The organism is Gluconobacter sp. P1C6_b (assembly GCF_018811945.1).
Taxonomy (GTDB): domain Bacteria; phylum Pseudomonadota; class Alphaproteobacteria; order Acetobacterales; family Acetobacteraceae; genus Gluconobacter.
Genome location: NZ_JACRVU010000024.1, coordinates 16,490 through 42,698, shown reverse-complemented (window position 1 = coordinate 42,698; position 26,209 = coordinate 16,490). Strand labels below are relative to the sequence as shown.

Below are 26,209 nucleotides of genomic sequence, written 5' to 3'. Positions count from 1 at the left end.
GTCTTCCCGGAAAAGGTCGCCGCCATCCCCTCGATCGCCTGCCGTTTCCACTGGGCGATCATCGTCTGATGTACCCCATGTTTCGAAGCCAGTTCCGCCAGCGTCAGTTCCCCACGGATCGCCTCCAGCGCAACCCGTGACTTGAACTCTGCCGCATACCGTTTCCGCGTAACCTTGCCCATAAAACCCGTCCTCGTTCAGGCCAGATGATAGCTTATCGCCCTGTCCGAAAAATGGGGACCACCTCTAGTTGGCTGCGATCAGCATCGGCGCTTCCAAGCGCATTCACCCTGACGAAGTCGCAAAATACGAGAAAATGCATTGGCACGCCCAAGATCAGACAGCCCATCCTACAGTCTCGCCGAACGGAACGGCCGCTTCTATGTCCAATGGTGGGACGGGAAACAAAAGAAACGTGTTTCTCTCGGGACGGCAGATCGGGAAGAAGCCAAGCGTGCATTAAGGCAGTTTCTGGCAGGGGTGGATTCGCCCTTACCACCTGCGCAGCCGTTGGTGAGAGATATTCTGGCTGGTTATATTGAAGACCGCAGGCCTCGCGTCAAAAGCATTGCGAGCATTGAGTATGCCTGCGCTGCCTTGAATGTGCATCTGGGAGATCTGAAGCCAGAACACCTGACCAGGCAGGTCTGCCGCAAGTATGCCGAGCAGCGCCGTTCCCAAGGTGCCCGCAGTCCAAGCTGGAAGACTCGGAAGCCACTATCGAATGGTACGATCATCCGAGAGATCGTCACGTTGCGCGCGGCTCTGAAATGGGCTGTGTCTGAAAAATGGATCTCGGATGCACCGCAGATCGAGGCACCGCCTGCACCAGCTCCACGGGAGCGGTGGTTAACCCGTGATGAAGCCAAGCGTCTGCTTGCGCATATCAAAGCGCCACATGTCCATCTATTTGTGCTGATCGGTCTCTATACAGGCGCAAGGACGGGAGCGATTCTTGAACTGGAATGGAGCCGGGTCGATCTCGCGACAGGTATTATTCATTTTGGGGCAGGGGAGGGGAACAAGCGTCGCTCGATTGTGCCGATGGTGCCGCAGCTACGAGACGCATTGAGCGCGGCTGCACAAATTAGAACCTCGGACTGGGTCATCGAGTTCTATGGCAAGCCGGTGAAGTCAGTCCGACATGCCTTCCGGGACGCAACAGAGAGTGCAGGCTTGGCAGATGTTACACCGCACACCCTCAGGCACACATGCGCCACTTGGATGGTGATGAATGGCGTTCCGTTTGAGATGGTCGCCAAGTTTCTGGGGAATAGTGTGGAGATGATTGAGCGAGTTTATGGGCACCATAGCCCGGACTGGCTTAAGCAAGCCGCCGATGCTTTAGCTCACCTTTGACATTCGATGCTAAATAGATCCCGATCCTCTGACGTTTTTGGAGAGTTTGAAGGGATTCGTTCCAAGTCTTGAAATGAATACGCTTGGATTTCCATGCGCTCTGCCTTTCGACGGAGTTGTTTGTCTGCCGTGTAAATTACAGAAACGCCGTGAACTTTGGCGCAGGCAAGAATGAGGAGATCAAATTTAAATGCGTTACGGCTATGATCTGAGTCTCTATTTGTATTTCTGAATAAATATCCAAATTCAATGCTCTGCCTAGCATCAAATGCTATAATATTCATATTATCAGCCTCGTTAATGAGGTCGATAATTGTCCCTTGATTTTTGTGCTTTGCAGACAATACCTCCGCGAGGACAGGAGCAGGGATTATTATCTCTGTGTCGGCAGCACTGAGGCGCTCTAAGAGGTAATCAAATCTTTCGTCCAGAAGATCATTTTCATCTTCAGGTTCGAATGCATAAGAACCGTTTGAGTCGCTGAAGTAGGTCAGGAAGTTTGTATCAAATATGACTTTCTGAGACATGCTAGCGAACGTCCTTCAGAAAGGCAGACATATCTGCTTCTTCAAAACCAAAGCCGCCTTCATCTTTGATCTTCTGCCGTATTTCTTTAAACGTTTGTTTCTTTAGTATTTTGACGCTATGGACGTCGAAGCCCGTCAGCTTCCAAGAGCCTAAAACGCTACGCTGCCATCTGGCGGCGCCTTGCAGCTCGATTTTATTACCCCAGAGCTGCTCTTTCAGGGTGGAAGCTAAATCTTCTTTATAAGAAAAAAAGATATTTTCACCACCAGACTGAATGGTGCCGGTATATTTCCTGCCATTCTTGGCTAAGCTTAATGCTGTTATACGTCCCCTAAGAGAGTCGTCTTGAGCTAGAGACTGAGATGTCTTTTGTTCGGATATCTGAGGCTCAATAACCAAAAGGGGACGTTGGGTTTTAATGTCCCAAATCTTTGCTCCTGTACCTCCGTCCTGCCGCATATAACGCATGAGTGTACGTACTGCGGGGTTATCGCCACGCTCAAGAGACTCATCGGCCTCTTGCAGAGATACGAGTACGGAAGGGACGTACGCGGATTCAATATGAACTGCGGCGACCAGAGAGCCGTCACGCAGCTCTCGCAGAGCAACCCCAGATTTTTGCTTTCCCAAGAGCTGATTAAGAAGTTTCAGGTATTCTTCAGCACGCTTCAGGGAAACGCCAGACAATTTGAAACCGTCGATTTTGAAACCAATTTCAGCATCGCCGTGGTCAGCCTCGAAACACATGTTCTTTGCCTCCCTTGGCGCGCTAGGTCACAGAATCATTTTGAGCACTTGAAGCGTTTCAGTGTCAATTATCATATTTCACAGTTAATCAAGGATTGATTGACCATAGGAGGTGAAAATGATCGAAGGTTCGTTCTCTGTGCCAACAGGCACATAAAACTTTAAGATATAATGATTATTTTTTAGGGAATTAACTGGTGCTGCTGGACAGGATTGAACTGTCGACCTCTCCCTTACCAAGGGAGTGCTCTACCACTGAGCTACAGCAGCATACCGTTGCCTTGGCGCGCTTCGTAACGGGTCAGCGCGCCAAGCGCAAGCCTTAATCGTCCCGATGGACCTTTTCCATGCGCTCGTGGCGTTCCTGCGCGTCGATGGACAGGGTCGCGATCGGGCGCGCTTCAAGGCGTTTCAGACCGATCGGCTCTCCCGTCTCTTCGCAGAAACCGTAGCTTCCGTCATCGATGCGTTCGAGGGCCATGTTGATCTTGGTGATCAGCTTGCGCGCACGGTCACGGGTGCGGAGCTCGAAGGCCCGGTCCGTTTCGACGCTGGCACGGTCGGTGATGTCTGATTCATGAATTCCGCCTTCCGAGAGACTCGCAAGGGTTCCATCCGCCTCTTTCAGCAGATCCAGACGCCAGCGCAGAAGCTTCTGCCTGAAGTACTCGACCTGAAGCGGGTTCATGAACTCTTCATTGTCGGAAGGTCTATAATCCGGCGGCAGCGTAATCATGCGCATCCAATCCCTGGCTGATCTGCCAACGTCCGCTTCCAACAGCCGCAGGCGATAACGCGCGGCTTATAGCCACCCCAGCCGCATCCGCCAACCCCGAACATGCTTTGCCCGTTTGTCGGAAAGCGCGGAAATCTGCGTCTCTGTTAGGGGTTTCTTTACCCTGTACGCCCATCCTCAACACCTGAGACCCCCAGACCTGTTCTTGCAGGCATCAGGATACCCGCCGCCGCCCATGCGCTTTTTCACGCAATCTCCGTTCTCCATCCGGACCCTGACGCAGCGACTGACTGCGTTTGTCTGTGTCGGACTGCTTCTTCTGCCGGGCTTTACCCTGGCTGCCAGTGTTCGCATCAAGGACATCACGGACATGGAGGGTGTTCGGAGCAACCAGTTGATCGGATACGGTCTGGTGGTAGGGCTGAACGGGACGGGCGACCGGCTGACCAATACGATTTTTACCCGCGAAACCCTGATTTCCATGCTGAACCGTTTGGGTGTGAACATCCGCGATCAGGAAACCCAGCTCCAGACGCATGACGTGGCCGCTGTCATGGTGACGGCCGATCTTCCGGCGTTCGTTCATGGGGGCAACCGCATCGATGTGACGGTCTCGGCTGCGGGTGACGCGTCTTCCCTGACTGGCGGAACGCTTCTGGTGACGCCGCTGATGGCTGCTGACGGTGAGGTCTATGCCGTCGCGCAGGGGTCTCTGGCCACCAATGCCTTTTCGGCCCATGGTGCGGCTGCGTCCATTACCCGCAACGTGCCGACCAGCGGGCATATCGCCAATGGCGGTATCGTCGAACGGGAAGTGCCCTTCGACCTCAGCCATCGTTCGAACCTGCATCTGAGTCTGCGTAACCCCGATTTTACGACGGCGAGTCGGATTGCGGCTATCATCAACCGGACCTTCGGACCGATTGCGATCGTTCAGGATCCACGGACAGTCCTGCTGGATCTGAGTAACCATGATCCTGTCTCCACGCTCTCCCGAATCGGAGACCTTATGGTCACTCCGGATACACCGGCCAAAGTGGTCGTGGACGAAGCCAGTGGCACCATCATCATGGGGGCGGATGTCCGGATCAGCACGGTTGCCGTGGCGCAGGGCAATCTGACGGTTCAGGTGACGGAGACGCCCCAGGTCTCCCAGCCCGGGCCATTCTCCGGCGGCCAGACTGCCGTGGTATCCCGCACAAACGTCAAGGTGGACACAGGCAAGACCCATCATCTTGCTGTCGTGCCGGGGGGTACCACGCTCCGGGAGCTTGTTTCAGGGCTGAATGCGCTGGGAATAGGGCCAAGAGACATGATCAGCATTCTGCAGGCCATCAAGGCCGATGGCGCCCTGCAGGCAGAACTGGAGATGCGTTGATGACAGTATCCTCGACCACCGCCACGGTATCGCAGGGATTGCCGCTGCACGGGCAGAAGGCAGATCCGGCCAAGACCCTGAAGTCGGCTCAGAGTTTCGAGTCGATGGCCATCAACCAGATGCTTCAGCCCATGTTCGCCACGGCTGAAGAGAGCGACAGTATGTTCAGCGGCGGGGCAGGGGAAAAGCAGTTCCGGCCCATGCTGGTGGAACAGATCGCCAAGCAAATGGAAAATAACGGTGGAATAGGCCTGACGGACGCAATTGATCGTCAGATGCTGGCTATGCAGGAGCAGAAATGAGCGCTTCCATTATTCCGGCCATGCAGCGTCTGATCGCCATTCTCGAAGCGGAGAACTCTGCACTGGAAGAGGCACGGATTCCGGACGCTCTGGCGCTTCTTCCGGAAAAGCAGGATGCTGCCAGAACGCTGGAGCAGGAAGTTTCTGCGGCCAATGAGCGCAGGGAGAATCTCTGCCCGTGCTGCCCGGAGGACGATGAGGCTATTGCGCGGGAAGTCTCGCCAGCCTTTCCCTACCGCGATCTGCTGGAACAGATGACGGAACTGGGCAATCGCAATGGCGAGCTTCTGCAAAGGGCCATTACAGCCCAGAAGCGCGTCATCGAACTGCTGACATCCACGCCGATGACGGCTCAGCCGCAGAATTACGGCAATCAGGGCGGCTATGCCCCTGTGACTGACAGGCCGGCCCTGTTTGTCAGCAAAGTCTGAGTTTTAGGCTCAGTCTTCGGCGAGAACCTGATGACTGACCTTGACCCTTCCGACGCGTCGGCGATCCATTTCCAGAACCTCGAACAGCCAGCCCCCGAACGCCACCTTGTCTCCCCGGGCCGGAACGCGCCGCAGAAGCGCCAGCATCACGCCGCCAAGAGTATGATACCCGCCGGCGCCCGGCAGTTCCGGCAGGTCGAGACGGGAACGCAGTTCGTCCGCCGGCATGAAGCCATCGAAAATATATTCATCTTCGCCTTCGGCCGCCTGAAGCTCTGAAGACGAGGATTCGGTCTTTTCTTCGCCGACAATGGCTTCAAAAACGTCTGAGGGCGTCACGATGCCCTCGAAGGAGCCGTATTCGTCCAGGACGAAGGTGATGCCAAGATTGACGCCGCGCATGCGCTCGATCATGTCCTGAGCGCTGAGACTGTCCGGGATGACCGGGGGCTCACGCAGGACAGCATCGACGGAAACCGGGAGCTTCAGCAGCAGTCGGTCCATGATGTCCTTGGCCAGAATGACACCGACGGGATGATCGACGTCTCCCTCACAGACGACAATCCGGGCGTAAGAAGACTGGCGCAGTTTGCGGACCAGCGTTTCCTGATCCGCATGCCTGTCGATCCAGAAAAGCTCGTTACGGGGAGTCATGATGGCCCGGACCGGGCGGTCTGCCAGACGCAGAAGGCGCTCGATCATGGCCTGTTCGTCGGTTTCGAGAACACCAGCACGGGCACCTTCGGCAAGAACGGCTTTCAGTTCCTCTTCCGTTACCGCTGCGCGTGTCAGGGGACCAACACGGAGCAGGCGGAGTACCAGCGAGGACGTGCCGCTGAGCAGCCAGACAATTGGCTGTGCGATCCGGGCGACGCCGACCAGCAGCCATGCCAGCCGTGAGGCAATGGCTTCCGGTTGCTGCAATGCGATCTGTTTGGGGATGAGTTCCCCGAAAACCAGCATGGCGAAGGTGATCATCGCCACGACCAGCACGATCGAGACTTCGCTGGCAATCGGACGAAGCGAGGGAATATTGGCGATCCATGCCGTGACGGTACTTTCCATCTGGCTACCGCCAAACGTGCCTTCAAGGATGGAAACCAGCGTCATGCCCACCTGCACGGTCGGCAGGAAGCTGTGCGGATCTTCTGCCAGCCGGATTGCGGTCGTGGCCCCCCGGACTCCCTGCTTGGTCAGCACGTCCAGCCGTGGCCGCTTTGCCGAGATGAGTGCCATTTCTCCCATGGCAAACACGGCATTGAGGAAAATGAGCAGACAGATAACGAGAATAGGGGTCAGCATGGTCCGGCCAGAATAATGAAGACACAAGCATAACAGGACGACTGGCGGATGCCATGCCCTTGATTGTGCCCCGGCAGAGGAGAGACTTTCCTCACAAAAAAACCGGCTCGCGAAGAGCCGGTTTTTTTTTCGTGCCGCAGGGGAGGCGCGTCCTCAGTCTGCCGCGTCAGCCACATCCGAAACCGTGTTGGCCGGACGGCCATTCACGCGGACGCGGGGACCGCGGGCCGGCTTGGCACCCGTGGAGATCCGCTCCATCTGCTGCTGGACCTGCTCCTCGTAGCCGTATTCGGCCGGGCGCTGGTTGGCGAGCGAGATTTCCGGGACCATCGGCTTTTCGGTTTCCGGTCCGAACAGGGCCACCTTGGCGATATGCCAAGGACGCGCGACCGCATCCATGACGGCCGTTGATTCGTACCCGGAATGCACCATGCAGTCGGCGCATTTCTCATAAGCGCCGGTACCATACTGCTCCCAGGCCGTATCGTCCATCAGTTCCTTGAAGGTCTTGGCATAGCCTTCACCGAGCAGATAGCACGGACGCTGCCAGCCGAAGACCGTGCGAAGCGGCTTGCCCCACGGCGTGCAGTGATAGTTCTCGTTGCCGGCCAGGAAGTTCAGGAACAGCGGAGACTGCGTGAAGCGCCACTTCTTGCCCTTGCCGAGGCGGAAGATGTCGCGGAACAGCTGCTTCGTCTTCTGGCGGTTCAGGAAGTGTGCCTGGTCCGGTGCGCGCTCATAGGCATAGCCCGGAGCGGTCATGATGCCGTCTACGCCCATCGCCATGACTTCGTCGAAGAAGGCTGCAACGCGTTCCGGAACTGCGCCGTCGAACAGGGTGCAGTTGATGGAGACGCGGAAACCACGGGACTTCGCAAGACGGATCGCTGCGGTCGCGCGCTCGAAAACGCCTTCCTGACAGACAGAGGCATCATGCATGAGCTGATCGCCATCCAGATGCACGTCCCAGGAGAAGAACGGGGAGGGCTCGTAATCGTCGAGCTTCTTCTCAAGCAGCAGACCGTTCGTGCACAGGTAAACGTATTTTTTCCGCCCGATCAAACCTTTGACGATCTGGGGCATTTCCTTGTGCAGGAGGGGCTCACCACCGGCAATCGCAATAACAGGAGCACCCGCTTCCGTGTCGGCATCCAGGCATTCCTGAAGGCTGAGACGCTGGTTCAGGATCTGTGCCGGGTAGTCGATCTTGCCACAACCGGCGCACGCCAGGTTGCAGCGGAACAGCGGTTCGAGCATCAGGACCAGCGGATAGCGCTTGCGGCCCGTGAGGTGCTGCTTGACAACGTACCGTCCGACTCGGACAGCCTGCATCAAAGGAACGGCCATTATAATCCTCTGGTTCTAGCCTCCGGAAGGTGCGTCCATAGGGCGCCCGGGGCCTTGCACATCGTGGATGGCCCGTGGCTGTCTTCCCTGTCCCGGCTCCGGAAAGTCGGGAAACATGAAGGACCATCGAGCATTAGATTGACTGCCTATAGACCCATTGTCGTGTTCGCCTCAATGTCAGGCTGCATAATTCGCATCAGGGCTGTGGCTAATCGAGCACAGATGGATCTATGGATGCCAGAACTTGTTACAGGGAACTTGATACAGTGTGTCATGAACCTGATCTCTACGCACGGAACTGTCTACAGGACGAAAGCACGATCATGATTTGCCGTTTTTCCCCGAAAGTGACCCTGTCCCTTCTGTCCGCCTGCCTCCTGACGGGGCCTGTCGCCATGACGGCGCTCTCCTCGGTCGCCCTGGCCCAGACGGCCGGCGCAGCCTCCCCGGCTGATGCAGCATCTGCGGTAACGCCGATTTCGGCCCTGTATGACGCCCTGAAAGCGGCTCAGAAGACGGGAAAGACCGCCCAGCAGCGCGCGACGATGATCGCCCCGGCCGTAGATCGTGCCTTTGACCTCGAAGCGATTCTCCGTCGCTCGGTCGGCGTGCGTTACAACAGCCTGAGCCCTTCTGACCGGACCCGCCTGCTGGGATCTTTCCGCCAGTTCACGATTGCCCGCTACGCCTCTTCGTTCAAACCCGAAGCCCCGGCAGCCTTCACGGTCAGTCCGCAGACGCGACCCAACCCGACCGGCGGCCTGATTGTCGATACGACGATCGGTGGCACGGATGGGGGTGACGTCACGCCGATCGACTACATCATGACGAATGGCACGTCCGGCTGGCGGATTACTGACGTCCTGCTCAACGCGCATATCAGCCAGGTTGCTGCCCAGCGCGCCGATTTTGGTGGTGCCCTCAGTTCGGGCGGGGCCAGCGGTCTGGCCGATCATCTGGACAGCAAGACTGCCCATTTCCTGCATGACTGAGTCCGGCTCCATGACGGCACCCTTTCCCAAAAGCGTTTGGGAAGGGTAGAAGACCGTCGTGCCCTTACCTCTTACGATCGCGGCCGGTTTCTGCGCCCTTGTTTCCGCCGCCGGCAATCTGCAGGCGCTGGCGGGCGCAACCCTGCTCGCACGGTTCCGTCGGACGGAGCGCAAAGCGGATGACGCCCTGCGCCTGTCGGACCGGACCTGGCCGTCAGTTACGGTTCTCAAGCCGCTGCACGGCAATGAGCCGCTGCTGGAGGATGCGCTGGAAAGCGTATTCACGCAGGACTATCCGGATTTTCAGATCGTCTTCGGCGTTCAGGACAGGGAAGATACCGCCCTGGCTGTCATTGAGCGCCTTCGGGCGCGTCATCCGCGGATTCCGGTCAGCGTGGTGATCGATCCGCAGGAGCACGGTCCGAACCGCAAGGTCGGAAATCTGATGAACATGTACGGCGAAGCCCGTCATGACATTATCGTGATTTCCGACTCCGATATTCACGCCAGTCCCAACTATCTGCGTCACGTGGTGACGAGTCTGGAAGAGCAGGGGACGGGTCTGGTTACGACATTGTATGCAGGTCGTCCGGCTGCAGGCACGCTCGTGCAGCAGCTTGGCGCCTGCCAGATCAATCACAACTTTCTGCCCGGCGTCATGATGTCCCGCTTTCTGGGGCGTCAGGACTGTCTCGGGGCCACGATGGCCCTGCGGCGTCAGACCCTTGAGGAGATCGGCGGCCTTGAGGCGCTGGTCGATCATGTGGCTGATGATGCCGAACTGGGCCAGCTTATCCGGGCGCGGGGTGAGAACATCACCATTGCGCCCACCCTGACCCATACCACCGTGGGCGAGCACTCCATCAGCGACCTGCTGGCCCATGAGCTGCGCTGGGGACGGACCGTCAAGAACGTCGCGCCTGTCGGCTACGGACTGTCCGCCATCCAGCTTCCCCTCTTCTGGGCTGTGACGGCTGTCCTGTTCCGTCCGAACGCCTGGTGGACATGGTTCATGCTGCTTCTGACATGGCTGGTGCGCGCCATTGGAAGCCGCATCATGGACCGTGCCACGGAGTGCCCGCTCCCGGCCGCAATTCCGCTTCTGGTCGTCCGTGACTGGCTGTCTGCTGCCATTATGGTGGGCAGTGCGCGCGGATCACGCGTTGCATGGCGGGGCAGAACGGTCCATATCGCCCGAAGAAAACGTAATTCCGCGTCCTGCGCCCCCTCGCTCCAGGCCGGCGCCACCCACAGGAGTGTCCGATCATGATGAGAACCCTTTTTCTCCAGCCTCCTTCCTTCGACGGCTTCGATGGTGGTGCTGGCTCCCGCTACCAGGCGAAGCGTGAGATCAAGTCCTTCTGGTATCCGACATGGCTGGCGCAGCCTGCCGCGCTCGTGCCCGGATCGCGCCTGATTGATGCTCCGCCGGCCAAGATGGGCATGGATCCCATTCTCGAAGACGTGAAGAACCGTGACCTCGTCGTCATGCACACTTCCACGCCGTCCTTTGCATCCGACGTCCGCGTCGCCCAGATGCTCAAGGATGCGAACCCCAAGCTGATGATCGGTATGGTGGGCGCGAAGGTGGCCGTCCAGCCGATGGAGAGCATGGAGAAGGGCGGTCCGATCGACTTCGTGGCCCGCAACGAGTTCGACTTCACCATCAAGGAAATCGCCGAGGGCAAGCCGCTTGCCGAAGTGGACGGCATCACCTGGCGCAATGAGAAGGGTGAGATCATCGCGAACAAGGATCGCGCGATGATCGAGGACATGGACAGCCTGCCGTTCGTGACCGAGGTCTACAAGCGCGACCTCAACATCAACGACTACTTCATCGGCTACCTGAAGCATCCGTACATCTCGATCTATACGGGCCGTGGCTGCAAGTCGCGCTGCACGTTCTGCCTGTGGCCCCAGACGGTTGGCGGTCATCGCTACCGTACCCGCAGCCCCGAGCATGTGGCCGCCGAAGTGCGTCTGGCCAAGCAGTACTTCCCCGAAGTGCAGGAATTCATGTTCGATGATGACACCTTCACGGACGATCTGCCGCGCGCTGAAGCCATTGCCCGCGAAATGGGCAAGCTCGGTGTCACATGGTCCTGCAACGCCAAGGCGAATGTTCCCTATGAGACCCTGAAGGTTCTCAAGGAAAACGGCCTGCGCCTGCTTCTGGTCGGCTATGAGAGTGGCAACCAGCAGATCCTGCACAACATCAAGAAAGGCATGCGCGTCGAGACTGCCAAGGAATTCACGCGCAACTGCCACAAGCTGGGCATCAAGATCCACGGAACCTTCATCGTCGGCCTGCCGGGCGAGACGAAGGAGACCATTCAGGAGACGATCGAGTTTGCCAAGGAAATCAACCCGCATACCCTGCAGGTTTCCCTGGCCGCGCCGTATCCCGGCACGTTCCTGCACAAGCAGGCGACGGAAAACGGCTGGCTGAACGAGGCGGAAGCCGAACTGATCGATGAAAGCGGCGTTCAGATTGCACCACTGCACTACCCGCATCTGTCGCACACGGAAATCTTCGAGAGCGTCGAGGAATTCTACCGCAAATTCTACTTCCGCGGTTCCAAGATCGCCTCGATCGTCAACGAGATGATCCGCAGCCCGCAGATGATGAAGCGTCGCCTGCGTGAGGGTGTGGAGTTCTTCCAGTTCCTCAAGGACCGTCACGCCGCCTGAACGGTGCGCGTCTGACCAGATACTACCCAGGGGTCATGGCAGATGTCATGGCCCCTTTTTCGTGAGACCTGCCATGACATCCAGCTCCCTTCGCCGCGCCATCGTATCCGCCGACGATTTCGGCATGAGCCTCGAAGTCAACGAGGCCATTGAACAGGCCCACCGCAACGGCATCCTGTCCACGACCAGCCTGATGGTTGCAGGCGATGCCGCCGAAGATGCCATCCGGCGGGCGAAGACCATGCCGGATCTGAAGGTGGGGCTGCATGTCGTGGCGATCGAGGGCAAGTCCGTTCTCGATCTTCCTGCCATCACGGATGAGCAGGGCTGGTTCGGTCGTAACCAGTTGCGTCTGGGCGTGGAGTATTTTTTCAGCCCGGCCGCGCGCAAGGCCCTGCGTCGAGAGATCGAAGCCCAGTTCCGGGCCTTTGCAGCGACCGGACTGACGCTCGATCATGCCAATGCCCACAAGCACATGCATCTGCATCCGACCGTGGGACGCTTCCTGATCGAATCCGGTCTGGAGCATGGATTGCGGGCTGTCCGCTCGCCTTTCGAGCCGCCGGAGCCTGTTGAAGCCAACGATACGCTGGGAGATCGTGCCCTGCGTCACTGGATAGGCGTCCTGCGCCACCAGATCCGCAAAGCGGGGCTGAAAACCAATGACTGGTGCTTCGGTCTGCGCTGGTCCGGCCACATGACACCGGACCATATCCACGGCCTCATTCCGCGCCTGCCTACAGGCACGAGCGAAATCTATTTTCACCCCGCCACGGCCCAGAACGCCATGATGAAGCGCTTCATGCCGGGCTATGAGCAGGAGGGCGAACTCGCCGCTCTTCTGGACCCGGCTGTGCGGGCCTCATTCGACCGGTATGGCGTCACCCGCATTGGGTGGGCCGATCTGTAAGACCGGCCCTGACCGAGAGAGCAGGGTGATGCTCAGGCCGTCAGCGTGAATGTCTCGGTCGGGCGTGCGCCGTAACGGGTGATGATCTCACCGGCGGCCTGGTTGCCCAGCTTCGCGCAGGTCACGAGGTCATGCTTCTTGCTCAGACCGGCCAGGAAGCCGGCAGCGAATGCGTCACCGGCGCCCGTGGTGTCCACAACCTTTACTTCGGTTGTCGGTACGTCATGGCGCTCTCCGTCGCCGATCACGACCGCGCCCTTCTCGCCACGCGTCACCACGGCCAGCTTCGTCTCGGCGGAGACCTGCGTGACGGCGTCTTCGAAATCCGTGACTTCGTACAGCGCCAGAAGCTCGGCCTCGTTGGCGAACAGGATGTCCACATGGCCGGCCACAAGCTCGTGGAAGGCGGCGCGGTGACGTTCCACGCAGAACGTGTCGGACAGCGTCAGGGCGACCTGACGGCCAGCCTTGCGGGCCAGACGGGCAGCGTGCTCGAATGCTTCCTGGGCATGAGGCTTGTCGTACAGATAGCCTTCCAGATAGGTGATCGCCGCATCGGCCACGACGGATTCATGCACGTCCTCGGGCGTGAACTCCGTGCAGGCGCCAAGATAGGTGAACATCGTGCGCTGGCCTTCCGGGGTCACCAGAACGATGCAGCGTGCGGTCGGGGTGCCATCGGCGGCCGGCAGCGGCTCGGACGGGAAGGTGATGCCCTGCTCGCGGATGTCGCGCGTGAAGTGGTCGCCAGCCTCGTCAGCCGTCACCTTGCCGAGATACGCAACCTTTGCGCCCATGCGGGCCGCCACGACGGCCGTGTTCGCGCCGGAACCGCCGCCGGTCACGTTTTCGATATCGACGCGGCTTTCGATGGCATGCGCCGTAGGAGCGTCAATCAGGGTCATGCTTCCGGCAGCGGCGCCAAGTCCGTCGATCAGATCCTGGCCCACAGGGGCGAGGACGTCGACGATGGCATTGCCGATACACAGAAGGTCATGCTGGGGTGCAGACATTGGAACTCCGGTCAGGTCGCTGAAAACTTCGGGAAAAAACATCTAACGGGCAGACTGCGCCATTAAATCAACACGATCATAGGTCCCCTCTGGGTTCACGCCAACTCCCGGTCCGCCCGGCGCCGTTTTCATGCGTGGCCATTCGTCACATTTATGGAAATGCGCGTCTTGTCCCGCCGGGTGGTGAGCGTGTAGCGTTGTCGAAAGGCCCGCCCTGACTGTTCCGCCCTCGCGATGGAACATACGGGAGACGTCCTAGACAGAGAGTGTTCTTTTCCAGATCCGCAGCGGGGTTTCCTTGTTCAGAAGACGCAAACCGGAAGATGACTCCAAACCTGCAGAGAACAGCAAGCTCGCAGGGCAGCCCATTTTCCCCAACCGGCCGGACGCTCCCAGCCAGACGGCTCCCGCGTCAGGATCCGGATCGCCTACCAGTCCCCAGCAGCCCAACCAGCAGAAGGACCCCGCTCCCATGGGTCGTACCCCTTTCCCGGCACCGCCGTCTCCCAACTCTCCGACGGGCGCGATGCCGGCAGGGGCTCCGCGCCCCGGTGCGGCCGCTGTTCCGGGCGCACCGCGCCAGACCGGCCCGGAGCGTCGTACGCTCGTCGTGGGCCGCGGCATCAGCGTCCAGGGTTCAGTGCAGGACGCTGAGCGCCTGGTGGTCGAGGGGACCGTCGAATCCAGCATGATCCAGGCCAGCGAGCTTCAGGTCACGCATGGTGGCGTCTTCCGCGGTGGTGTTGAAGTCGAGGATGCGGAACTGGCCGGCACGATTGACGGGACCCTGACCGTCAATGGCAGCCTGACGATCCGCTCCACCGGCCGTCTGATCGGCAAGGTGAAGTGCCGCCGCCTGCAGGTCGAAGACGGTGGCCAGATCACCGGTCAGCTCGAAATGATCACGGATGGTGCGCACGCACGCCCGGCTGCCAGCGACGCCGCCAAGGCCGAGCCGGCTGCTGGTGAAGGCTCCAGCGAAGCCCCCTGATCCGTTTTCCCGGACCAGCAGGAAAGCCCGTTCCCGTGTCGGGGCGGGCTTTTTTGTGTCCGGGTCCTTTCCGTCGGCGGCAGAACATCGCACAGGACCGCCCAGACAGGAGAAATTCCATGAAATTCCGTCTGCTCCCCGCAGTCGCCGCAGCCCTGCTGTGCGCCCCGTTCGCTGCTTCCGCGCAGGGTCTTTTCGGTCAGGCTCTGACAGGCCAGGCCACCCACGACATGCCTGCCACCTGCGATAATGCGCGTTTCCTTGCGGATCAGCAGGGCCTTGAGCAGTCCGGCCCCACCCGCGTCGATCTTCCCGAGCATCTGTGCGGACAGGTTCTCGCCATTTCACCGAAGGCTAAACGGACCCGCAGCGGCTGGCATGGCTATTTTTATGTGTCGGTCGGGCAGGGTGTTTCCATCCGGATCGTCTCCGACCTCGATGAGATGAACGCCCCCCAATGGCCCTGGGTCAACAAGGGAGATCAGGTCGAGGTGCAGGGACGGTACTATTACGACAGCCTGCGTCGTCAGGGCGTGGACTGGACCCATCATGGTACGAGCCGCAAATGGCGCTGGCCCGGTTATGTCGTCGTGAACGGCACCCGGTACCAGTAACGAAAAAGGCCCAGAAGACGATGTCTCCCGGGCCTTCTCTTTTAAAGCTGGGCTTCAGTTTGTCGCTTCGTCTTTCTTTGACGCGCCATCTTCGCCCCTGGCGCTGTCCCGGCCTTCGATGATGTCGAAGTCGAGTGCACCGTTCTTCATGCCGATCTTCACGGCGCCACCCTGAGCCAGCCGTCCGAAGAGCAGCTCTTCCGCCAGTGGCTTCTTGATGTGCTCCTGAATGACACGGCCCAGAGGACGTGCGCCATACAGACGGTCATACCCGCGCTCGGCCAGCCATTCCTTGGCACTCGAGGAGATCTCGATCGTGACGTGACGGTCGGCCAGCTGGGCCTCAAGCTGCAGCACGAACTTCTCGACCACGCGGCCCACCGTTTCCGGCGTGAGGTTGGCGAACGGAATGATCGCATCCAGACGGTTGCGGAATTCCGGCGTGAACAGGCGCTTGATCGCCTCCTCATCCTCACCACTGCGCACGGTGCGGCCAAACCCGATCGTTTCCTTGGACAGGTCCGCAGCACCTGCATTCGTGGTCATGATCAGGATCACGTTGCGGAAATCAACGACCTTCCCATTGTGGTCCGTCAGGCGACCATGATCCATGACCTGAAGCAGGACATTGAACAGGTCCGGATGGGCCTTCTCGATCTCGTCTAGCAGCAGGACTGCATGCGGATGCTGGTCGATCGCATCCGTCAGCAGACCGCCCTGATCGAAGCCGACATACCCCGGAGGCGCACCGATCAGGCGGGAGATCGAATGACGCTCCATGTATTCGGACATATCGAAGCGGATCAGTTCGATCCCGAGAGAGTTGGCAAGCTGCTTGGCCACTTCCGTCTTGCCGACACCTGTAGGGCCGGAGAACAGATAGTTGCCGATCGGCTTTTCAGCATCGCGCAGTCCGGCGCGGGACAGCTTGATCGCGGCGGCCAGCGCATCGATCGCCTTGTCCTGCCCGAAGACCATGTTCCGCAGATCCCGCTCCAGATGGCGCAGGGTCTCGCGGTCATCGGCCGAGACGCTCTTGGGCGGGATGCGGGCAATCTTGGCGATGGCCTCTTCCACGTCCTTCAGCGTCACCGTCTTGCGGCGCTTGTTCTCGGGCACCAGCATCCGCGCGGCACCGACTTCGTCGATCACGTCAATCGCCTTGTCCGGCAGTTTGCGGTCATGGACATACTTGGCCGCCAGTTCGACTGCGCCACGCAGGGCTTCGTCGGTGTAACGGACCTTGTGATGCTTCTCGTAGCTGCCCTTCAGGCCGCGCAGGATCTTGACCGCATCCTCGATCGAAGGCTCCGGCACGTCGATCTTCTGGAACCGGCGGACGAGCGCCCGATCCTTCTCGAAATGCTGGCGGAATTCCTTGTAGGTCGTGGATCCGATGCAGCGCAGCGTCCCGGCAGCCAGAGCGGGCTTGAGCAGGTTGGACGCATCCATCGCCCCGCCCGACGTCGCACCGGCACCGATCACGGTATGGATCTCATCGATGAACAGGATGGCGCCAGGGGTCTGGTCCATTTCCGTCACGACGGCCTTCAGCCGCTCTTCGAAATCGCCGCGATACCGCGTGCCAGCCAGAAGCGAGCCCATGTCGAGCGAGTAGATCGTGCTGTTCAGCAGCACTTCCGGCACGTCGCCTTCCACGATCCGCTTGGCCAGACCTTCGGCAATGGCCGTCTTGCCGACGCCCGGATCACCCACATAGAGCGGGTTGTTCTTGGTACGGCGGCACAGGATCTGGATGGTGCGTTCGATTTCCTGATCGCGGCCGATGAGCGGATCGATCCGCCCTTCACGCGCACGCTCGTTCAGATCGACGCAATAGGTCGCCAGTGCGCCTTCCTTTGCACTTTCCTTGCGTTCTTCACGCTCGGACGTGTCCTTGGAAGCCGCCGCCGGACGCCGGCCTGCGCCACGATCCGGAGCCTTGGCAATGCCGTGGGAGATGAAATTGACCGCGTCGAGTCGCGTCATGTCCTGCAACTGCAGGAAATAAACGGCATGGCTCTCGCGTTCGGCGAACAGGGCCACCAGAACGTTCGCGCCCGTGACTTCGTCCCGGCCCGTACTCTGTACGTGGATCGCCGCGCGCTGGATCACGCGCTGGAAGGCCGCGGTCGGCTTGGGTTCTGTCGGGCGTTCTGCCGCCAGTCCCGCCAGATCCTTGTCCAGGAAGTCCGTCAGGTCGGAGCGCAGCTTGTCGAGGTCGATGCCGCAGGCCCGGAAGACCGTCAGGGCATCGTCGTCCTCTGTCAGCGCGAGCAGAAGATGTTCGAGGGTTGCATATTCGTGACGCCGGTCACCTGCGAATGTCAGGGCGCGGTGGAGCGTCTGTTCGAGCGTACGGGACAGCATGTGATGGCGCTCCTCTCGACCTCTCGTAGGAAAGGTATCTTGTCGCGGAGTAACGTGTAACGCCAGCCAGAAACGCAGATGGAAACAAGAAAATATCCTGCGTCCGTGCTTTTCTGTCTGTCAGACGGATCAGTCTTTCTCGATCGTGCACTGAAGGGGGTGCTGGTTCTGGCGCGCCAGATCCATCACCTGTGTCACCTTGCTCTCGGCCACTTCATACGTGAACACACCGCAGATTCCGACACCACGCTGATGGACCTGAAGCATGATGGACGTCGCCTCGTCGCGCGTTTTGGCAAAGAAACGCTCCAGGACATGCACCACGAACTCCATCGGCGTGTAGTCATCATTGAGCATCAGGACCTTGTACATGGAAGGCTTGCGCGTCCGGGTTCGCGGCCGCACGACCACTCCGATGTCAAGGTCCTGATCCCCGTCTCCGTCCCCAACTCCGTTCCCGGGCCCATGGGGCGGAATGGAGTCGGGAGACTCTGGCCCCATGCGGGATGCGAGCCGCGGGAATGCGGCACGGGGAAGGCCATTCGGGCGGGGGGGAAGATCATAAGAAGACATGACCGGTATGATATGGTGCGAATTTCGGTCTTGAGAAGGGCCGCGCGCCTCTGAAAAGAGGTTTTTATGCCCCTTTTGCCATGATGCTGCCGCGTTTGCCGTCTGCTTACGAAAAATTAAGGAAAGTCCTTCAAAGCTGGTGGACGGGAAGTTTTTAATGCGCCTAGAGTATCTGCAATGCAGGTGGCTTTAGAGCCCGAAACCCTTCCTGCGACGATTTTCCGTTCAGAGGCTGTCAGACAAATGCGTTTCCCGTTCCAGAAAGCTTTTCTGTTGTGCGCCATGACAGCCATGGGTCTGGGATCTGCGAAGGCGCAGTATGCCGGCCATATCTCCAGCTATGTGATGGATGCTCGCACGGGCGCGGTTCTCTCGGCAACGGATGCCGAGCTTCAGCGCTATCCGGCGTCCCTGACCAAGCTCATGACCCTGTATCTGACCTTTCGCGCCCTTGAGGCCCATCAGATCACGCTGGACGAGCAGGTTCCGGTCTCCATCCATGCATCCATCCAGGCGCCTTCCAAGCTCGGGCTCGTACCGGGGACGCGCCTGACGGTGGAACAGGGTATTCTGGGACTCGTGACCAAATCCGCCAATGATGCCGCCTGCGCTCTGGGTGAATTTCTTGGTGGAGGAGACGAGGTCCGCTTCGCGCAGCTCATGACGCAGCAAGCACGTGCCCTTGGTATGACCAACACGACCTTCCGCAATGCGTCCGGGCTGCCGGACCCGGATCAGGTCACCACGGCCCACGATCTTGCCCTGCTGTCACAGCATCTGATTTCGGATTTCCCGCAGTATTATCACTATTTCAACGTGCCTTCGTTCTACTTTCATCGCCGCATGGTTCCGAACCATGATCCGATGCTGAAGATCTATGCGGGCGCTGATGGTCTCAAGACCGGCTATACTGATCTTGCGGGCCACAATCTCATCACCTCCGCCCAGCGGGGCAATGTCCGGCTGATCGGCGTGGTCATGGGGGCACCGAACAATACCCGTCGTTCGATGGAAATGGTGTCGCTGCTCGACAAGGGGTTCGCGGACGAGGGCGTTGCGCCGCAGCCGCTGCTTCATCCGGTGGCGCCGTCCGGCGTGCTGATGGCTTCGGCCCGTCGCCGGGGTCATTTCCGGCACTCTGTCCTGCTCGCATCATCGCGTCCGATGGAAGTGGCCGATGCGCCGACCTCTCCGCGTCGTTATGGGCGGATTTCCCATCATGGCGCGGCTGTCCGGATGGTCAGTGCGCGGCATGTCGTTGCCCACAAAAAGCGTTCCCGACACAGCTGATACCGAAAATCTGACCTGCCGCCTTGCGATCCAGCCCGGACAGACGCATTTTGTCCAGGCTTTTTGAAGATTGAAGGATCGGGCAGCAGATATGGACAAGGCACGGGGTATCGTTCTCTACGATCAGGACGATTTCAAACATCTGCATCGTGTCGGTCGTCTGACGGCAGAAGCGCTGGACATGATTACACCCCATGTGCAGCCCGGCGTCACCACGGAAGAGCTGAACCAGCTTATCCATGACTTTACGATTGCTCATGGCGCCACGCCTGCCCCGCTGAACTATCGCGGTTACCCGAAATCCTGCTGCATCTCGATCAACCACGTCGTGTGCCACGGTATTCCGGGTTCCAAGAAGCTGTCCAATGGTGACATCGTCAATATCGACGTCACCTCCATTCTGGATGGCTGGTATGGCGACAGTTCGCGCATGTATGTCGTGGGCAAGGCGCCCAAGAAGGCCGAGAAGCTGGTCGATGTGACCTATGACGCGATGATGCGTGGTATTGCGCAGGTGCGCCCAGGCAACACGCTTGGCGATATCGGTCATGCCATCCAGGAATATGCAGAGGCCAACCGCTTCTCCATCGTGCGGGATTTTTGCGGCCATGGCATCGGTCGTGATTTCCACTCCGAACCGAACATCCTGCATTACGGCAGGCCGGGCGAGGGCGTGAAGCTCGTGGAAGGCATGGTCTTCACGATCGAGCCCATGCTGAACATCGGCCGCCCGGACGTGAAGATTCTTGACGATGGCTGGACAGCCGTCACCCGTGACCGCACCCTGTCTGCCCAGTTCGAGCATCAGGTCGGCGTGACGGCCGATGGCTGCGAAATTTTCACCCTGTCCCCCAAAGGCTACACCAAGCCGCCCTACGGAGAGACTGCATGAGAGCGTTTCCGCTTCTTCTCGCCACGCTCCTGATCAGCAGCACGACGCTTGCCAGTGCCGCCCCGCAGGCGCTCAGTTCCGCCCATGATCCGCTGGCTTTCGGTCCGGATCATGTCAGCGCCGGTGTTCTGGCTTCAGGGCGTCACGGCATGGTGGTCTCGGCCCAGCATCTCGCCTCCGATGCGGGCGCGAAGATTCTGGCGCAGGGTGGGAATGCGGTCGATGCGGCTGTGGCTGTTGGATATGCGCTGGCCGTGGTTTATCCCGCAGCCGGCAATATCGGCGGCGGTGGTTTCATGACCCTGCGTCTGAAGACCGGCCAGACGGTTTTCATCGATTTCCGTGAGCATGCACCGGGTGCGGCTACGGCGACGATGTATCAGGATGCCTCTGGCAAGGTCATTCCGGGCCTGTCCACCGAAGGCTGGAAGGCCGTTGCCATCCCCGGCACCGTCGCAGGGCTGGATTCCATCCTGCAGAAATGGGGCCACCTGCCGCGCGCCAAGGTCATGGCGCCTGCCATCGCGCTGGCCCGGGATGGCTTCATTCTGAATCAGGGCGATGCGGATCTTCTGCATACGTCCACGCGCTATTTCCAGAAGGACCCGTATGCCCGCGCGTTCTATCTGCGCCCCGATGGCACGCCGCTTCAGGCGGGTGACCGTCTGGTGCAGAAAGATCTGGCCAATTCCCTTGAGCTGGTCGCGAAGGATGGTCCCAAAGCCTTCTATGAAGGTCCGATCGCAAAGGAAATCGTGCGTGCCAGCACGGAAGGCGGCGGCCTGCTCCAGCCTGCCGATTTCACATCCTATCATATCCGGCATCTCGAACCGATCCGCTGCACGTATCGCGGCTATACGATCGATACCGCGCCCCCGCCGAGCGGTGGCGGCGTTGCGCTTTGCGAAATCCTGAACATCCTGTCCGGCTATGACATGCATGCGCTTGGCCTGCACACGGCACCGTCCGTGCAGCGTGAAATCGAGGCCATGCGCCACGCCTATTCGGACCGCCGTGACCTGGGCGATCCGGATTTCGTGCACAATCCCGTCGAGCACTTGATCGACCCGGCCTATGCCTATCAGATCCGTCAGGGGATCCCGACCGATCATGCCCTGTCGTCCAGCACGCTCAGGGCAGGGGACCCGCTTCCCGCATCCGTGGCGCAGGCTGCACCTGACACGCAGGAAAAGCACGAGACGACGCAGTTCTCCGTTCTCGATCATGATGGCATGGCCGTTTCCGCGACCTATACCCTCAACGGATGGTTCGGTGCGGGCGTGATGGGTGGCCATACCGGCATCTGGATGAATGACGAGATGGACGATTTTTCGTCCAAGCCGGGCGCGCCCAACATGTTCGGTATCGTAGGCTCCGAAGCGAATGCGATCGCGCCGGGCAAGACGCCCCTGTCCTCGATGTCCCCGTCCATCGTTTCGCGTGACGGCAAGACCGTCATGGTGATCGGCAGCCCGGGTGGTTCGCGGATTCCGACCATCACGCTGTCCGTCATTCTGGGTGTGATCGATTACGGGCTGGATATCCGTCAGGCCGTGGATCTGCCGCGAATCCACGAGCAGTGGGAACCCTCGGCTGTCGAACTGGAACCCGGTGCGCTGTCGGACGAGACCATGCAGACCCTCAAGGCCGAAGGTTATGCCCTGTCGCCGCATCGCCCCTGGGGTGTGGCCGAAGGTATTCTTGCGGACCACCCGAGCCTGTCTGCGGCAAAGACCGGTCTGATCTATGGTGCGGCTGATCCGCGGCACATGGGCGGGGCGGCTGTCGGAGAATAAGACGGAATAATGAGGGCGCACTCTGATGATTGGGGGTTGTCAGACACCCCTCTCTCCGTGTTAGGAGAGCGCCGGGAGGTCGGCTTTGGACGGATACCTTGCCAACCCGGTCAGGTCCGGAAGGAAGCAGCCGCAGTGAGTTTTATCCGGGTTGAATGTCCGGCCTCCTACCTCACACAGATCACCGGGCGTTCCGGCATCCTCCACGCAGCGCCCCGACCGTCATGGCACGGTCCCACCCTCCGTGCTGATGGTTCGACATCTCCATGACTGATGAAAACGACGATCTTCCCCTGCCGCCCGAAAATGGCGGTGGATTTTTCGGGGAAGCTCCGACAGCGGAAACTCCAGCCCCAGCGGCTGCCGAGGCCACGCCCTATCGCGTTCTGGCCCGCAAATACCGTCCGCAGACTTTCGATGACCTGATCGGTCAGGATTCCCTCGTCCGCATCCTGCGCCGTGCTTTCGAACTCAAGCGTGTGGCGCATGCCTTCATGCTGACTGGCGTGCGTGGTGTTGGCAAGACGACCACGGCCCGCATCATTGCCCGCGCCCTGAACTGTGTCGGCCCGGATGGCAATGGTGGCCCGACCGCCGATCCCTGCGGCGTCTGCCCCAACTGCACCGCCATTCTCGCGGACCGTCATCCCGACGTGCTGGAAATGGATGCCGCGTCCCGCACCGGCGTGGATGATGTACGCGAAATCATCGAGGCCACGCGCTTCCGCCCGATGCAGGCGCGGATGAAGGTCTTCATCATCGATGAAGTCCATATGCTCTCGCGCAACGCCTTCAACGCGCTTCTCAAGACGCTTGAAGAGCCGCCGCCGCAGGTCACGTTCATTTTTGCCACGACCGAACTGCGCAAGGTTCCGGTCACGGTCCTGTCCCGCTGCCAGCGTTTCGATCTGCGCCGCGTTCCGCAGTCTCTTCTGGCCGGGCATTTCCACAATATCGCTGTCAGGGAAGGGGTAACCCTTTCCGAAGACGCGCTTGCCCTGATTGCCCGCGCGGCTGACGGCTCCGTGCGTGACGGGCTTTCTCTGCTCGATCAGGCGATCGCGCAGGGAGCCAGCGACGCGGATGCCGTGGCCGACATGCTCGGCCTGGCGGATCGCGGTCTGGTTTTCGATCTGCTGGATGCTCTGATGGCTGGCAAGCCCGCGGATGCTCTTGATCTGACGGATCAGGCCTATGCCCGCGGGGCCGATCTTGGTGTCCTGTTGGCGGATCTGCTGGACCTGCTGCATCTGATCTCGCGTCTCAAGGCTATTCCGTCACTGCGAGAGGGGCGGGATCTGCCGGAAGCCGAGCGCACACGGGGCGCGGCTCTGGCCGACCGGCTGTCCAATGCGGTTCTGGGGCGCACCTGGCAGATCCTGCTCAAGGGTGTGCAGGAAGTCGAAACTGCTCCGGATCGCCGTCAGGCCGCCGAGATGGTGCTGATCCGCCTGTGTCATGCCAGCCTGCTGCCCACGCCGGACCGCCTGATCCGCCAGCTGACCGAAGGGGGGCAGGATCTGTCCCTCCCGGCTGGTCCTTCCGGCCCGACTGGGGGCGCGGCTTCTGCAACGCCGTCCGGATCGGTCAGCGGCATCGCGTCCAGCAGTGTCAGTGAAACCTCTGGCGGCTCCGGGCCCCGCGCGCATGTCCGGCTGGTCGCCAATGGGGGTGAGATCATCGAGCCCGGCATCCGTTACGCCGAACCTGTCCCGGAGCCAGAGCCGGAACCCGAGCTTCCGCCGCCGCCACGGACCTGGCGTGAAATGGTGGCGATGGTGGCGCGTGAGCGCGAACCCGTGCTGCATGGCCTGCTCCGCAATGCCGTTCATCTCGTGCGCTTTTCACCGCCGGATGTGCAGATCCGCGCCGAGGAGCCGCAGGCCCGCATCGAGCGCCAGCTCCAGAAACTGCTGGATCGCGTCTATCCCGGCCAGTGGCGCGTCAGTGCCTCGACCGCTCCGGGCGAGCCGACGCTGGATGAACAGGGTGCGGAAGTCGTAGCCCTCAATCAGGCTTCGGTGGAGCAGCACCCGCTGGTGCAGGCCATCCTGCAGACCTTTCCGGGTGCGAAGATCGGGGAAGTGCAGGATCACTCCCTTGATGAATACGGGCTGCCGCCGGAAATTACCGTGCCGCTGACCGATGACGAACCGCCCGATCTGGAATTCGCGCCTCTGGATGCCGATTCCCTTGAAGAAGACGACCTGAACCTCAACTGATTAGGACGATACCGATGAAAAACCTTGCCGGACTGATGAAGCAGGCCAGCCAGATGCAGGCCAAGATGGAAGCCGCCCAGAGCAATCTGGCGTCTCTCATTGTCGAAGGCTCTGCCGGTGCGGGGCTGGTGACTGTCAAGCTGACGGGGAAGGGCGAGATGCGCGACCTGAAGATCGACCCGCAGCTGGCCGATCCGAGCGATATCGAAACGCTGCAGGACCTGATCGTCGCGGCCTATACGGACGCCAAGACCAAGGCTGAAGCTGCAAGCTCCGAAGCCATGCGCGATGTCACCGGTGGTCTCGACCTCCCGGCCGGGCTGAAGCTGCCGTTCTGATCCGGCTGACAGGAACTGCACGCCCATGATGGGCCATGGCGATATCGACCAGCTGATCACCATGCTCGCGCGTCTGCCGGGACTGGGGCCACGCTCCGCCCGTCGCGCCGCGCTGGCGCTTCTGCGGCAGCCGGAAAGCCGGATGCTGCCGCTCGCCCATCTGATGGAGCGCGCGGCCACGAGCGTGAAGACCTGCTCCCTGTGCGGTAATCTCGATACGGTCGATCCGTGTCATATCTGCACGGATGCAGGACGTGACCGCGGGCTGATCTGTGTGGTCGAGACGGTCGGGGACCTCTGGGCGCTGGAACGCGCGGGCGTCCATCGTGGCGTCTATCAGGTTCTGGGAGGCACCCTGTCCGCTCTGGCGGGGCTTGGGCCGGATGATCTGAATGTCCGGCCGTTGTTCGAGCGGATTGAAGAAGGCGGGGTGAGGGAAGTTATTCTTGCACTCAGCGCCACCGTTGAAGGCGCAACGACCGCGCACTGGCTTCAGGAGCGGCTGCTCCCTACGGACGTGACCGTCACGCGCGTTGGCCACGGCGTGCCCATGGGCGGCGCGCTGGACGTGCTTGATGATGGCACTCTGGCCGCGGCTCTCACGGCCCGCCGGTCTCTCTGACCATGACGCTGTCTTTTCGGATTCCACCGCGTGTCCCCCGTGTCGCCCTTGTTACGGGAAGCGCGCGTCGCATTGGTGCCGCTCTGGTGGAAATGCTGGCGGAGCAGGGATTCGCGGTCGCCATTCACTGCCGTGACAGTACGGGCGAGGCCGAAGCCCTGCTGGAGCGGGTTGGCGGCCAAGGCTGCGTCCTGCAGGCCGATCTGCAACGCGAAGAGGAAGTCGTGGCACTTCTGCCTCGTGTTCAGGCGATGCTTGGCCCGGTGGGCATCCTCATCAACAACGCATCCGCCTTTATCCGTGACGAAATGGGCAGTGTAACCCGCGAAAGCTGGGACCTGCATCTGGAAACCAATCTCCGCGCCCCGTTCGTCCTCTCGCAGGCGATGGCGCAGGCGCTTCCCGAAGGCGCGGAGGGTCTGATCCTGAACATGCTGGACCAGCGTGTGTGGAACCTGACCCCGCATTTCGTCAGCTATACCCTGTCCCGCACAGGGTTATGGACCCTGACGCAGACCATGGCTCTCGCACTTGCTCCCCGGGTGCGGGTGAATGCGATCGGCCCCGGGCCGGTCCTGCCAGCCATGCGTCAGAGCCAGGAGCATTTTGATAGCATGTGTGCGCGAACTCCGCTGCAACACGGCTCCTCGCCCGAGGAAATTGCTCAGGCCGCGCTCGCGCTTTTTGCGCTTCCGTCCGTCACGGGCCAGATGCTGGCGCTCGACGGCGGGCAGCACCTGAACTGGTCGCCCGCCTCCTGAAGCC

General features: G+C 60.4%; 26 protein-coding genes, 1 tRNA gene and 1 other RNA gene. 18 read left to right on the top strand and 10 right to left on the bottom strand.

Annotated elements, in window-relative coordinates; translation table 11 throughout:
- Window positions 1-182: transposase (locus KP701_RS13470; RefSeq protein WP_215747293.1), on the bottom strand; the 182-nt coding region annotated here is incomplete at its 3' end.
- Window positions 183-321: 139 nt separating this feature from the next.
- Here KP701_RS13470 and KP701_RS13465 point away from each other — a divergent pair.
- On the top strand, window positions 322-1,359 hold the full coding sequence (locus KP701_RS13465) for a site-specific integrase (protein ID WP_215747489.1): 1,038 nt from the start codon (window positions 322-324) through the stop codon (window positions 1,357-1,359).
- Here the strand turns inward: KP701_RS13465 and KP701_RS13460 are convergent.
- The 4 genes from KP701_RS13460 to dksA all read right to left on the bottom strand — a co-directional run bounded on the left by KP701_RS13460 (window position 1,350) and on the right by dksA (window position 3,370).
- On the bottom strand, window positions 1,350-1,886 hold the full coding sequence (locus tag KP701_RS13460; RefSeq protein WP_215747488.1) for a type II toxin-antitoxin system VapC family toxin: 537 nt from the start codon (window positions 1,884-1,886) through the stop codon (window positions 1,350-1,352). The genes KP701_RS13465 and KP701_RS13460 overlap by 10 nt on opposite strands.
- 1 nt (window position 1,887) lies before the next feature.
- On the bottom strand, window positions 1,888-2,634 hold the full coding sequence (locus KP701_RS13455) for a hypothetical protein (protein ID WP_215747487.1): 747 nt from the start codon (window positions 2,632-2,634) through the stop codon (window positions 1,888-1,890).
- Between the two features lie 195 nt (window positions 2,635-2,829).
- Window positions 2,830-2,904 (bottom strand) — tRNA-Thr (locus KP701_RS13450).
- A 52-nt stretch (window positions 2,905-2,956) separates the two neighbouring features.
- Window positions 2,957-3,370 (bottom strand): RNA polymerase-binding protein DksA, encoded by a 414-nt coding sequence (gene dksA / locus KP701_RS13445; protein ID WP_041112617.1) that lies wholly within the window; start codon window positions 3,368-3,370, stop codon window positions 2,957-2,959.
- A gap of 235 nt (window positions 3,371-3,605) precedes the next feature.
- Here dksA and KP701_RS13440 point away from each other — a divergent pair, with 235 nt between their 5' ends.
- From KP701_RS13440 to KP701_RS13430, 3 genes are read left to right on the top strand one after another with little or no spacing between them, the layout of a single operon-like run.
- Entirely contained in the window at window positions 3,606-4,748 is a 1,143-nt protein-coding gene (locus tag KP701_RS13440) for a flagellar basal body P-ring protein FlgI (RefSeq protein WP_215747486.1), read from the top strand.
- Complete coding sequence (locus KP701_RS13435; protein WP_194263861.1) at window positions 4,748-5,050, top strand: rod-binding protein; 303 nt, start codon at window positions 4,748-4,750, stop codon at window positions 5,048-5,050. The genes KP701_RS13440 and KP701_RS13435 overlap by 1 nt, the downstream gene beginning before the upstream one ends.
- Entirely contained in the window at window positions 5,047-5,481 is a 435-nt protein-coding gene (locus tag KP701_RS13430; RefSeq protein ID WP_215747485.1) for a flagellar protein FlgN, read from the top strand. The genes KP701_RS13435 and KP701_RS13430 overlap by 4 nt, the downstream gene beginning before the upstream one ends.
- Window positions 5,482-5,490: 9 nt before the next feature.
- On the opposite strand, the gene KP701_RS13425 is transcribed toward KP701_RS13430, so the two are convergent.
- Together KP701_RS13425 and hpnH are read right to left on the bottom strand one after the other, a co-directional pair.
- On the bottom strand, window positions 5,491-6,783 hold the full coding sequence (locus tag KP701_RS13425) for a hemolysin family protein (RefSeq protein ID WP_215747484.1): 1,293 nt from the start codon (window positions 6,781-6,783) through the stop codon (window positions 5,491-5,493).
- A gap of 153 nt (window positions 6,784-6,936) precedes the next feature.
- Window positions 6,937-8,130: an adenosyl-hopene transferase HpnH gene (gene hpnH / locus KP701_RS13420; RefSeq protein WP_011252194.1), complete on the bottom strand. Its 1,194-nt coding sequence runs from the start codon at window positions 8,128-8,130 to the stop codon at window positions 6,937-6,939.
- 323 nt (window positions 8,131-8,453) lie between these two features.
- On the opposite strand from hpnH, the gene KP701_RS13415 reads away from it, so the two are divergent.
- The 4 genes from KP701_RS13415 to hpnK all read left to right on the top strand — a co-directional run bounded on the left by KP701_RS13415 (window position 8,454) and on the right by hpnK (window position 12,723).
- Window positions 8,454-9,122 (top strand): ABC transporter substrate-binding protein, encoded by a 669-nt coding sequence (locus KP701_RS13415; protein ID WP_215747483.1) that lies wholly within the window; start codon window positions 8,454-8,456, stop codon window positions 9,120-9,122.
- Between the two features lie 58 nt (window positions 9,123-9,180).
- The gene (gene hpnI / locus KP701_RS13410; protein WP_215747482.1) at window positions 9,181-10,392 is read left to right on the top strand and encodes a bacteriohopanetetrol glucosamine biosynthesis glycosyltransferase HpnI; all 1,212 of its coding nucleotides are present in this window, start codon (window positions 9,181-9,183) and stop codon (window positions 10,390-10,392) included.
- The gene (gene hpnJ, locus KP701_RS13405) at window positions 10,389-11,813 is read left to right on the top strand and encodes a hopanoid biosynthesis associated radical SAM protein HpnJ (protein ID WP_215747481.1); all 1,425 of its coding nucleotides are present in this window, start codon (window positions 10,389-10,391) and stop codon (window positions 11,811-11,813) included. Before hpnI ends, hpnJ begins: the two co-directional genes overlap by 4 nt.
- A gap of 73 nt (window positions 11,814-11,886) precedes the next feature.
- Window positions 11,887-12,723 (top strand): hopanoid biosynthesis-associated protein HpnK, encoded by an 837-nt coding sequence (gene hpnK, locus KP701_RS13400; protein ID WP_215747480.1) that lies wholly within the window; start codon window positions 11,887-11,889, stop codon window positions 12,721-12,723.
- Between the two features lie 32 nt (window positions 12,724-12,755).
- Here hpnK and KP701_RS13395 read toward each other — a convergent pair whose 3' ends face one another.
- Complete coding sequence (locus KP701_RS13395) at window positions 12,756-13,736, bottom strand: adenosine kinase (protein WP_215747479.1); 981 nt, start codon at window positions 13,734-13,736, stop codon at window positions 12,756-12,758.
- Window positions 13,737-14,034: 298 nt separating this feature from the next.
- Here KP701_RS13395 and KP701_RS13390 point away from each other — a divergent pair, with 298 nt between their 5' ends.
- Together KP701_RS13390 and KP701_RS13385 are read left to right on the top strand one after the other, a co-directional pair.
- Window positions 14,035-14,727, top strand: a complete 693-nt coding sequence (locus KP701_RS13390) for a polymer-forming cytoskeletal protein (protein WP_252345626.1) — start codon at window positions 14,035-14,037, stop codon at window positions 14,725-14,727.
- 119 nt (window positions 14,728-14,846) lie between these two features.
- Complete coding sequence (locus tag KP701_RS13385) at window positions 14,847-15,341, top strand: DUF3465 domain-containing protein (RefSeq protein WP_215747477.1); 495 nt, start codon at window positions 14,847-14,849, stop codon at window positions 15,339-15,341.
- Window positions 15,342-15,395: 54 nt separating this feature from the next.
- Here the strand turns inward: KP701_RS13385 and clpA are convergent, their stop codons facing one another.
- On the bottom strand, window positions 15,396-17,711 hold the full coding sequence (gene clpA, locus KP701_RS13380) for an ATP-dependent Clp protease ATP-binding subunit ClpA (RefSeq protein WP_215747476.1): 2,316 nt from the start codon (window positions 17,709-17,711) through the stop codon (window positions 15,396-15,398).
- A gap of 129 nt (window positions 17,712-17,840) precedes the next feature.
- Window positions 17,841-18,284: an ATP-dependent Clp protease adapter ClpS gene (clpS, locus tag KP701_RS13375; RefSeq protein ID WP_215747475.1), complete on the bottom strand. Its 444-nt coding sequence runs from the start codon at window positions 18,282-18,284 to the stop codon at window positions 17,841-17,843.
- Window positions 18,285-18,527: 243 nt separating this feature from the next.
- Here clpS and KP701_RS13370 point away from each other — a divergent pair, with 243 nt between their 5' ends.
- From KP701_RS13370 to KP701_RS13335, 8 genes are all read left to right on the top strand, one after another.
- Window positions 18,528-19,574 carry a D-alanyl-D-alanine carboxypeptidase family protein gene (locus KP701_RS13370; RefSeq protein WP_215747474.1) on the top strand — a complete coding sequence of 349 codons (1,047 nt, stop codon included), beginning with the start codon at window positions 18,528-18,530 and terminating at the stop codon, window positions 19,572-19,574.
- 91 nt (window positions 19,575-19,665) lie between these two features.
- Window positions 19,666-20,466, top strand: coding sequence for a type I methionyl aminopeptidase (gene map / locus KP701_RS13365; RefSeq protein WP_041111196.1), 801 nt, complete (start codon window positions 19,666-19,668; stop codon window positions 20,464-20,466).
- Window positions 20,463-22,262, top strand: a complete 1,800-nt coding sequence (gene ggt, locus KP701_RS13360) for a gamma-glutamyltransferase (RefSeq protein ID WP_215747473.1) — start codon at window positions 20,463-20,465, stop codon at window positions 22,260-22,262. The genes map and ggt overlap by 4 nt, the downstream gene beginning before the upstream one ends.
- A 74-nt stretch (window positions 22,263-22,336) precedes the next feature.
- An RNA gene (ffs, locus tag KP701_RS13355) (signal recognition particle sRNA small type) lies at window positions 22,337-22,433 on the top strand.
- A 95-nt stretch (window positions 22,434-22,528) separates the two neighbouring features.
- Window positions 22,529-24,484 (top strand): DNA polymerase III subunit gamma/tau, encoded by a 1,956-nt coding sequence (locus tag KP701_RS13350; RefSeq protein ID WP_215747472.1) that lies wholly within the window; start codon window positions 22,529-22,531, stop codon window positions 24,482-24,484.
- A gap of 14 nt (window positions 24,485-24,498) precedes the next feature.
- On the top strand, window positions 24,499-24,822 hold the full coding sequence (locus KP701_RS13345) for a YbaB/EbfC family nucleoid-associated protein (protein ID WP_062497712.1): 324 nt from the start codon (window positions 24,499-24,501) through the stop codon (window positions 24,820-24,822).
- A gap of 25 nt (window positions 24,823-24,847) precedes the next feature.
- Window positions 24,848-25,444: a recombination mediator RecR gene (recR, locus tag KP701_RS13340; RefSeq protein ID WP_215747471.1), complete on the top strand. Its 597-nt coding sequence runs from the start codon at window positions 24,848-24,850 to the stop codon at window positions 25,442-25,444.
- Between the two features lie 2 nt (window positions 25,445-25,446).
- Window positions 25,447-26,205 carry an SDR family oxidoreductase gene (locus KP701_RS13335; RefSeq protein WP_215747470.1) on the top strand — a complete coding sequence of 253 codons (759 nt, stop codon included), beginning with the start codon at window positions 25,447-25,449 and terminating at the stop codon, window positions 26,203-26,205.
- Window positions 26,206-26,209 lie beyond the last annotated feature (4 nt).

Bases quoted from the DNA above. Each gene is read 5' to 3' on its own strand.
- recR (WP_215747471.1), top strand. From the start codon at position 24,848: ATGATGGGCCATGGCGATATCGACCAGCTGATCACCATGCTCGCGCGT.
- map (WP_041111196.1), top strand. From the start codon at position 19,666: ATGGACAAGGCACGGGGTATCGTTCTCTACGATCAGGACGATTTCAAA.
- hpnH (WP_011252194.1), bottom strand. From the start codon at position 8,130: ATGGCCGTTCCTTTGATGCAGGCTGTCCGAGTCGGACGGTACGTTGTC.
- dksA (WP_041112617.1), bottom strand. From the start codon at position 3,370: ATGATTACGCTGCCGCCGGATTATAGACCTTCCGACAATGAAGAGTTC.
- KP701_RS13460 (WP_215747488.1), bottom strand. From the start codon at position 1,886: ATGTCTCAGAAAGTCATATTTGATACAAACTTCCTGACCTACTTCAGC.
- KP701_RS13415 (WP_215747483.1), top strand. From the start codon at position 8,454: ATGATTTGCCGTTTTTCCCCGAAAGTGACCCTGTCCCTTCTGTCCGCC.
- KP701_RS13345 (WP_062497712.1), top strand. From the start codon at position 24,499: ATGAAAAACCTTGCCGGACTGATGAAGCAGGCCAGCCAGATGCAGGCC.
- hpnJ (WP_215747481.1), top strand. From the start codon at position 10,389: ATGATGAGAACCCTTTTTCTCCAGCCTCCTTCCTTCGACGGCTTCGAT.
- KP701_RS13455 (WP_215747487.1), bottom strand. From the start codon at position 2,634: ATGTGTTTCGAGGCTGACCACGGCGATGCTGAAATTGGTTTCAAAATC.
- KP701_RS13370 (WP_215747474.1), top strand. From the start codon at position 18,528: ATGCGTTTCCCGTTCCAGAAAGCTTTTCTGTTGTGCGCCATGACAGCC.
- clpA (WP_215747476.1), bottom strand. From the start codon at position 17,711: ATGCTGTCCCGTACGCTCGAACAGACGCTCCACCGCGCCCTGACATTC.
- KP701_RS13440 (WP_215747486.1), top strand. From the start codon at position 3,606: ATGCGCTTTTTCACGCAATCTCCGTTCTCCATCCGGACCCTGACGCAG.
- clpS (WP_215747475.1), bottom strand. From the start codon at position 18,284: ATGTCTTCTTATGATCTTCCCCCCCGCCCGAATGGCCTTCCCCGTGCC.
- KP701_RS13435 (WP_194263861.1), top strand. From the start codon at position 4,748: ATGACAGTATCCTCGACCACCGCCACGGTATCGCAGGGATTGCCGCTG.
- KP701_RS13350 (WP_215747472.1), top strand. From the start codon at position 22,529: ATGACTGATGAAAACGACGATCTTCCCCTGCCGCCCGAAAATGGCGGT.
- hpnK (WP_215747480.1), top strand. From the start codon at position 11,887: ATGACATCCAGCTCCCTTCGCCGCGCCATCGTATCCGCCGACGATTTC.
- ggt (WP_215747473.1), top strand. From the start codon at position 20,463: ATGAGAGCGTTTCCGCTTCTTCTCGCCACGCTCCTGATCAGCAGCACG.
- KP701_RS13395 (WP_215747479.1), bottom strand. From the start codon at position 13,736: ATGTCTGCACCCCAGCATGACCTTCTGTGTATCGGCAATGCCATCGTC.
- KP701_RS13425 (WP_215747484.1), bottom strand. From the start codon at position 6,783: ATGCTGACCCCTATTCTCGTTATCTGTCTGCTCATTTTCCTCAATGCC.
- KP701_RS13430 (WP_215747485.1), top strand. From the start codon at position 5,047: ATGAGCGCTTCCATTATTCCGGCCATGCAGCGTCTGATCGCCATTCTC.
- KP701_RS13335 (WP_215747470.1), top strand. From the start codon at position 25,447: ATGACGCTGTCTTTTCGGATTCCACCGCGTGTCCCCCGTGTCGCCCTT.
- KP701_RS13385 (WP_215747477.1), top strand. From the start codon at position 14,847: ATGAAATTCCGTCTGCTCCCCGCAGTCGCCGCAGCCCTGCTGTGCGCC.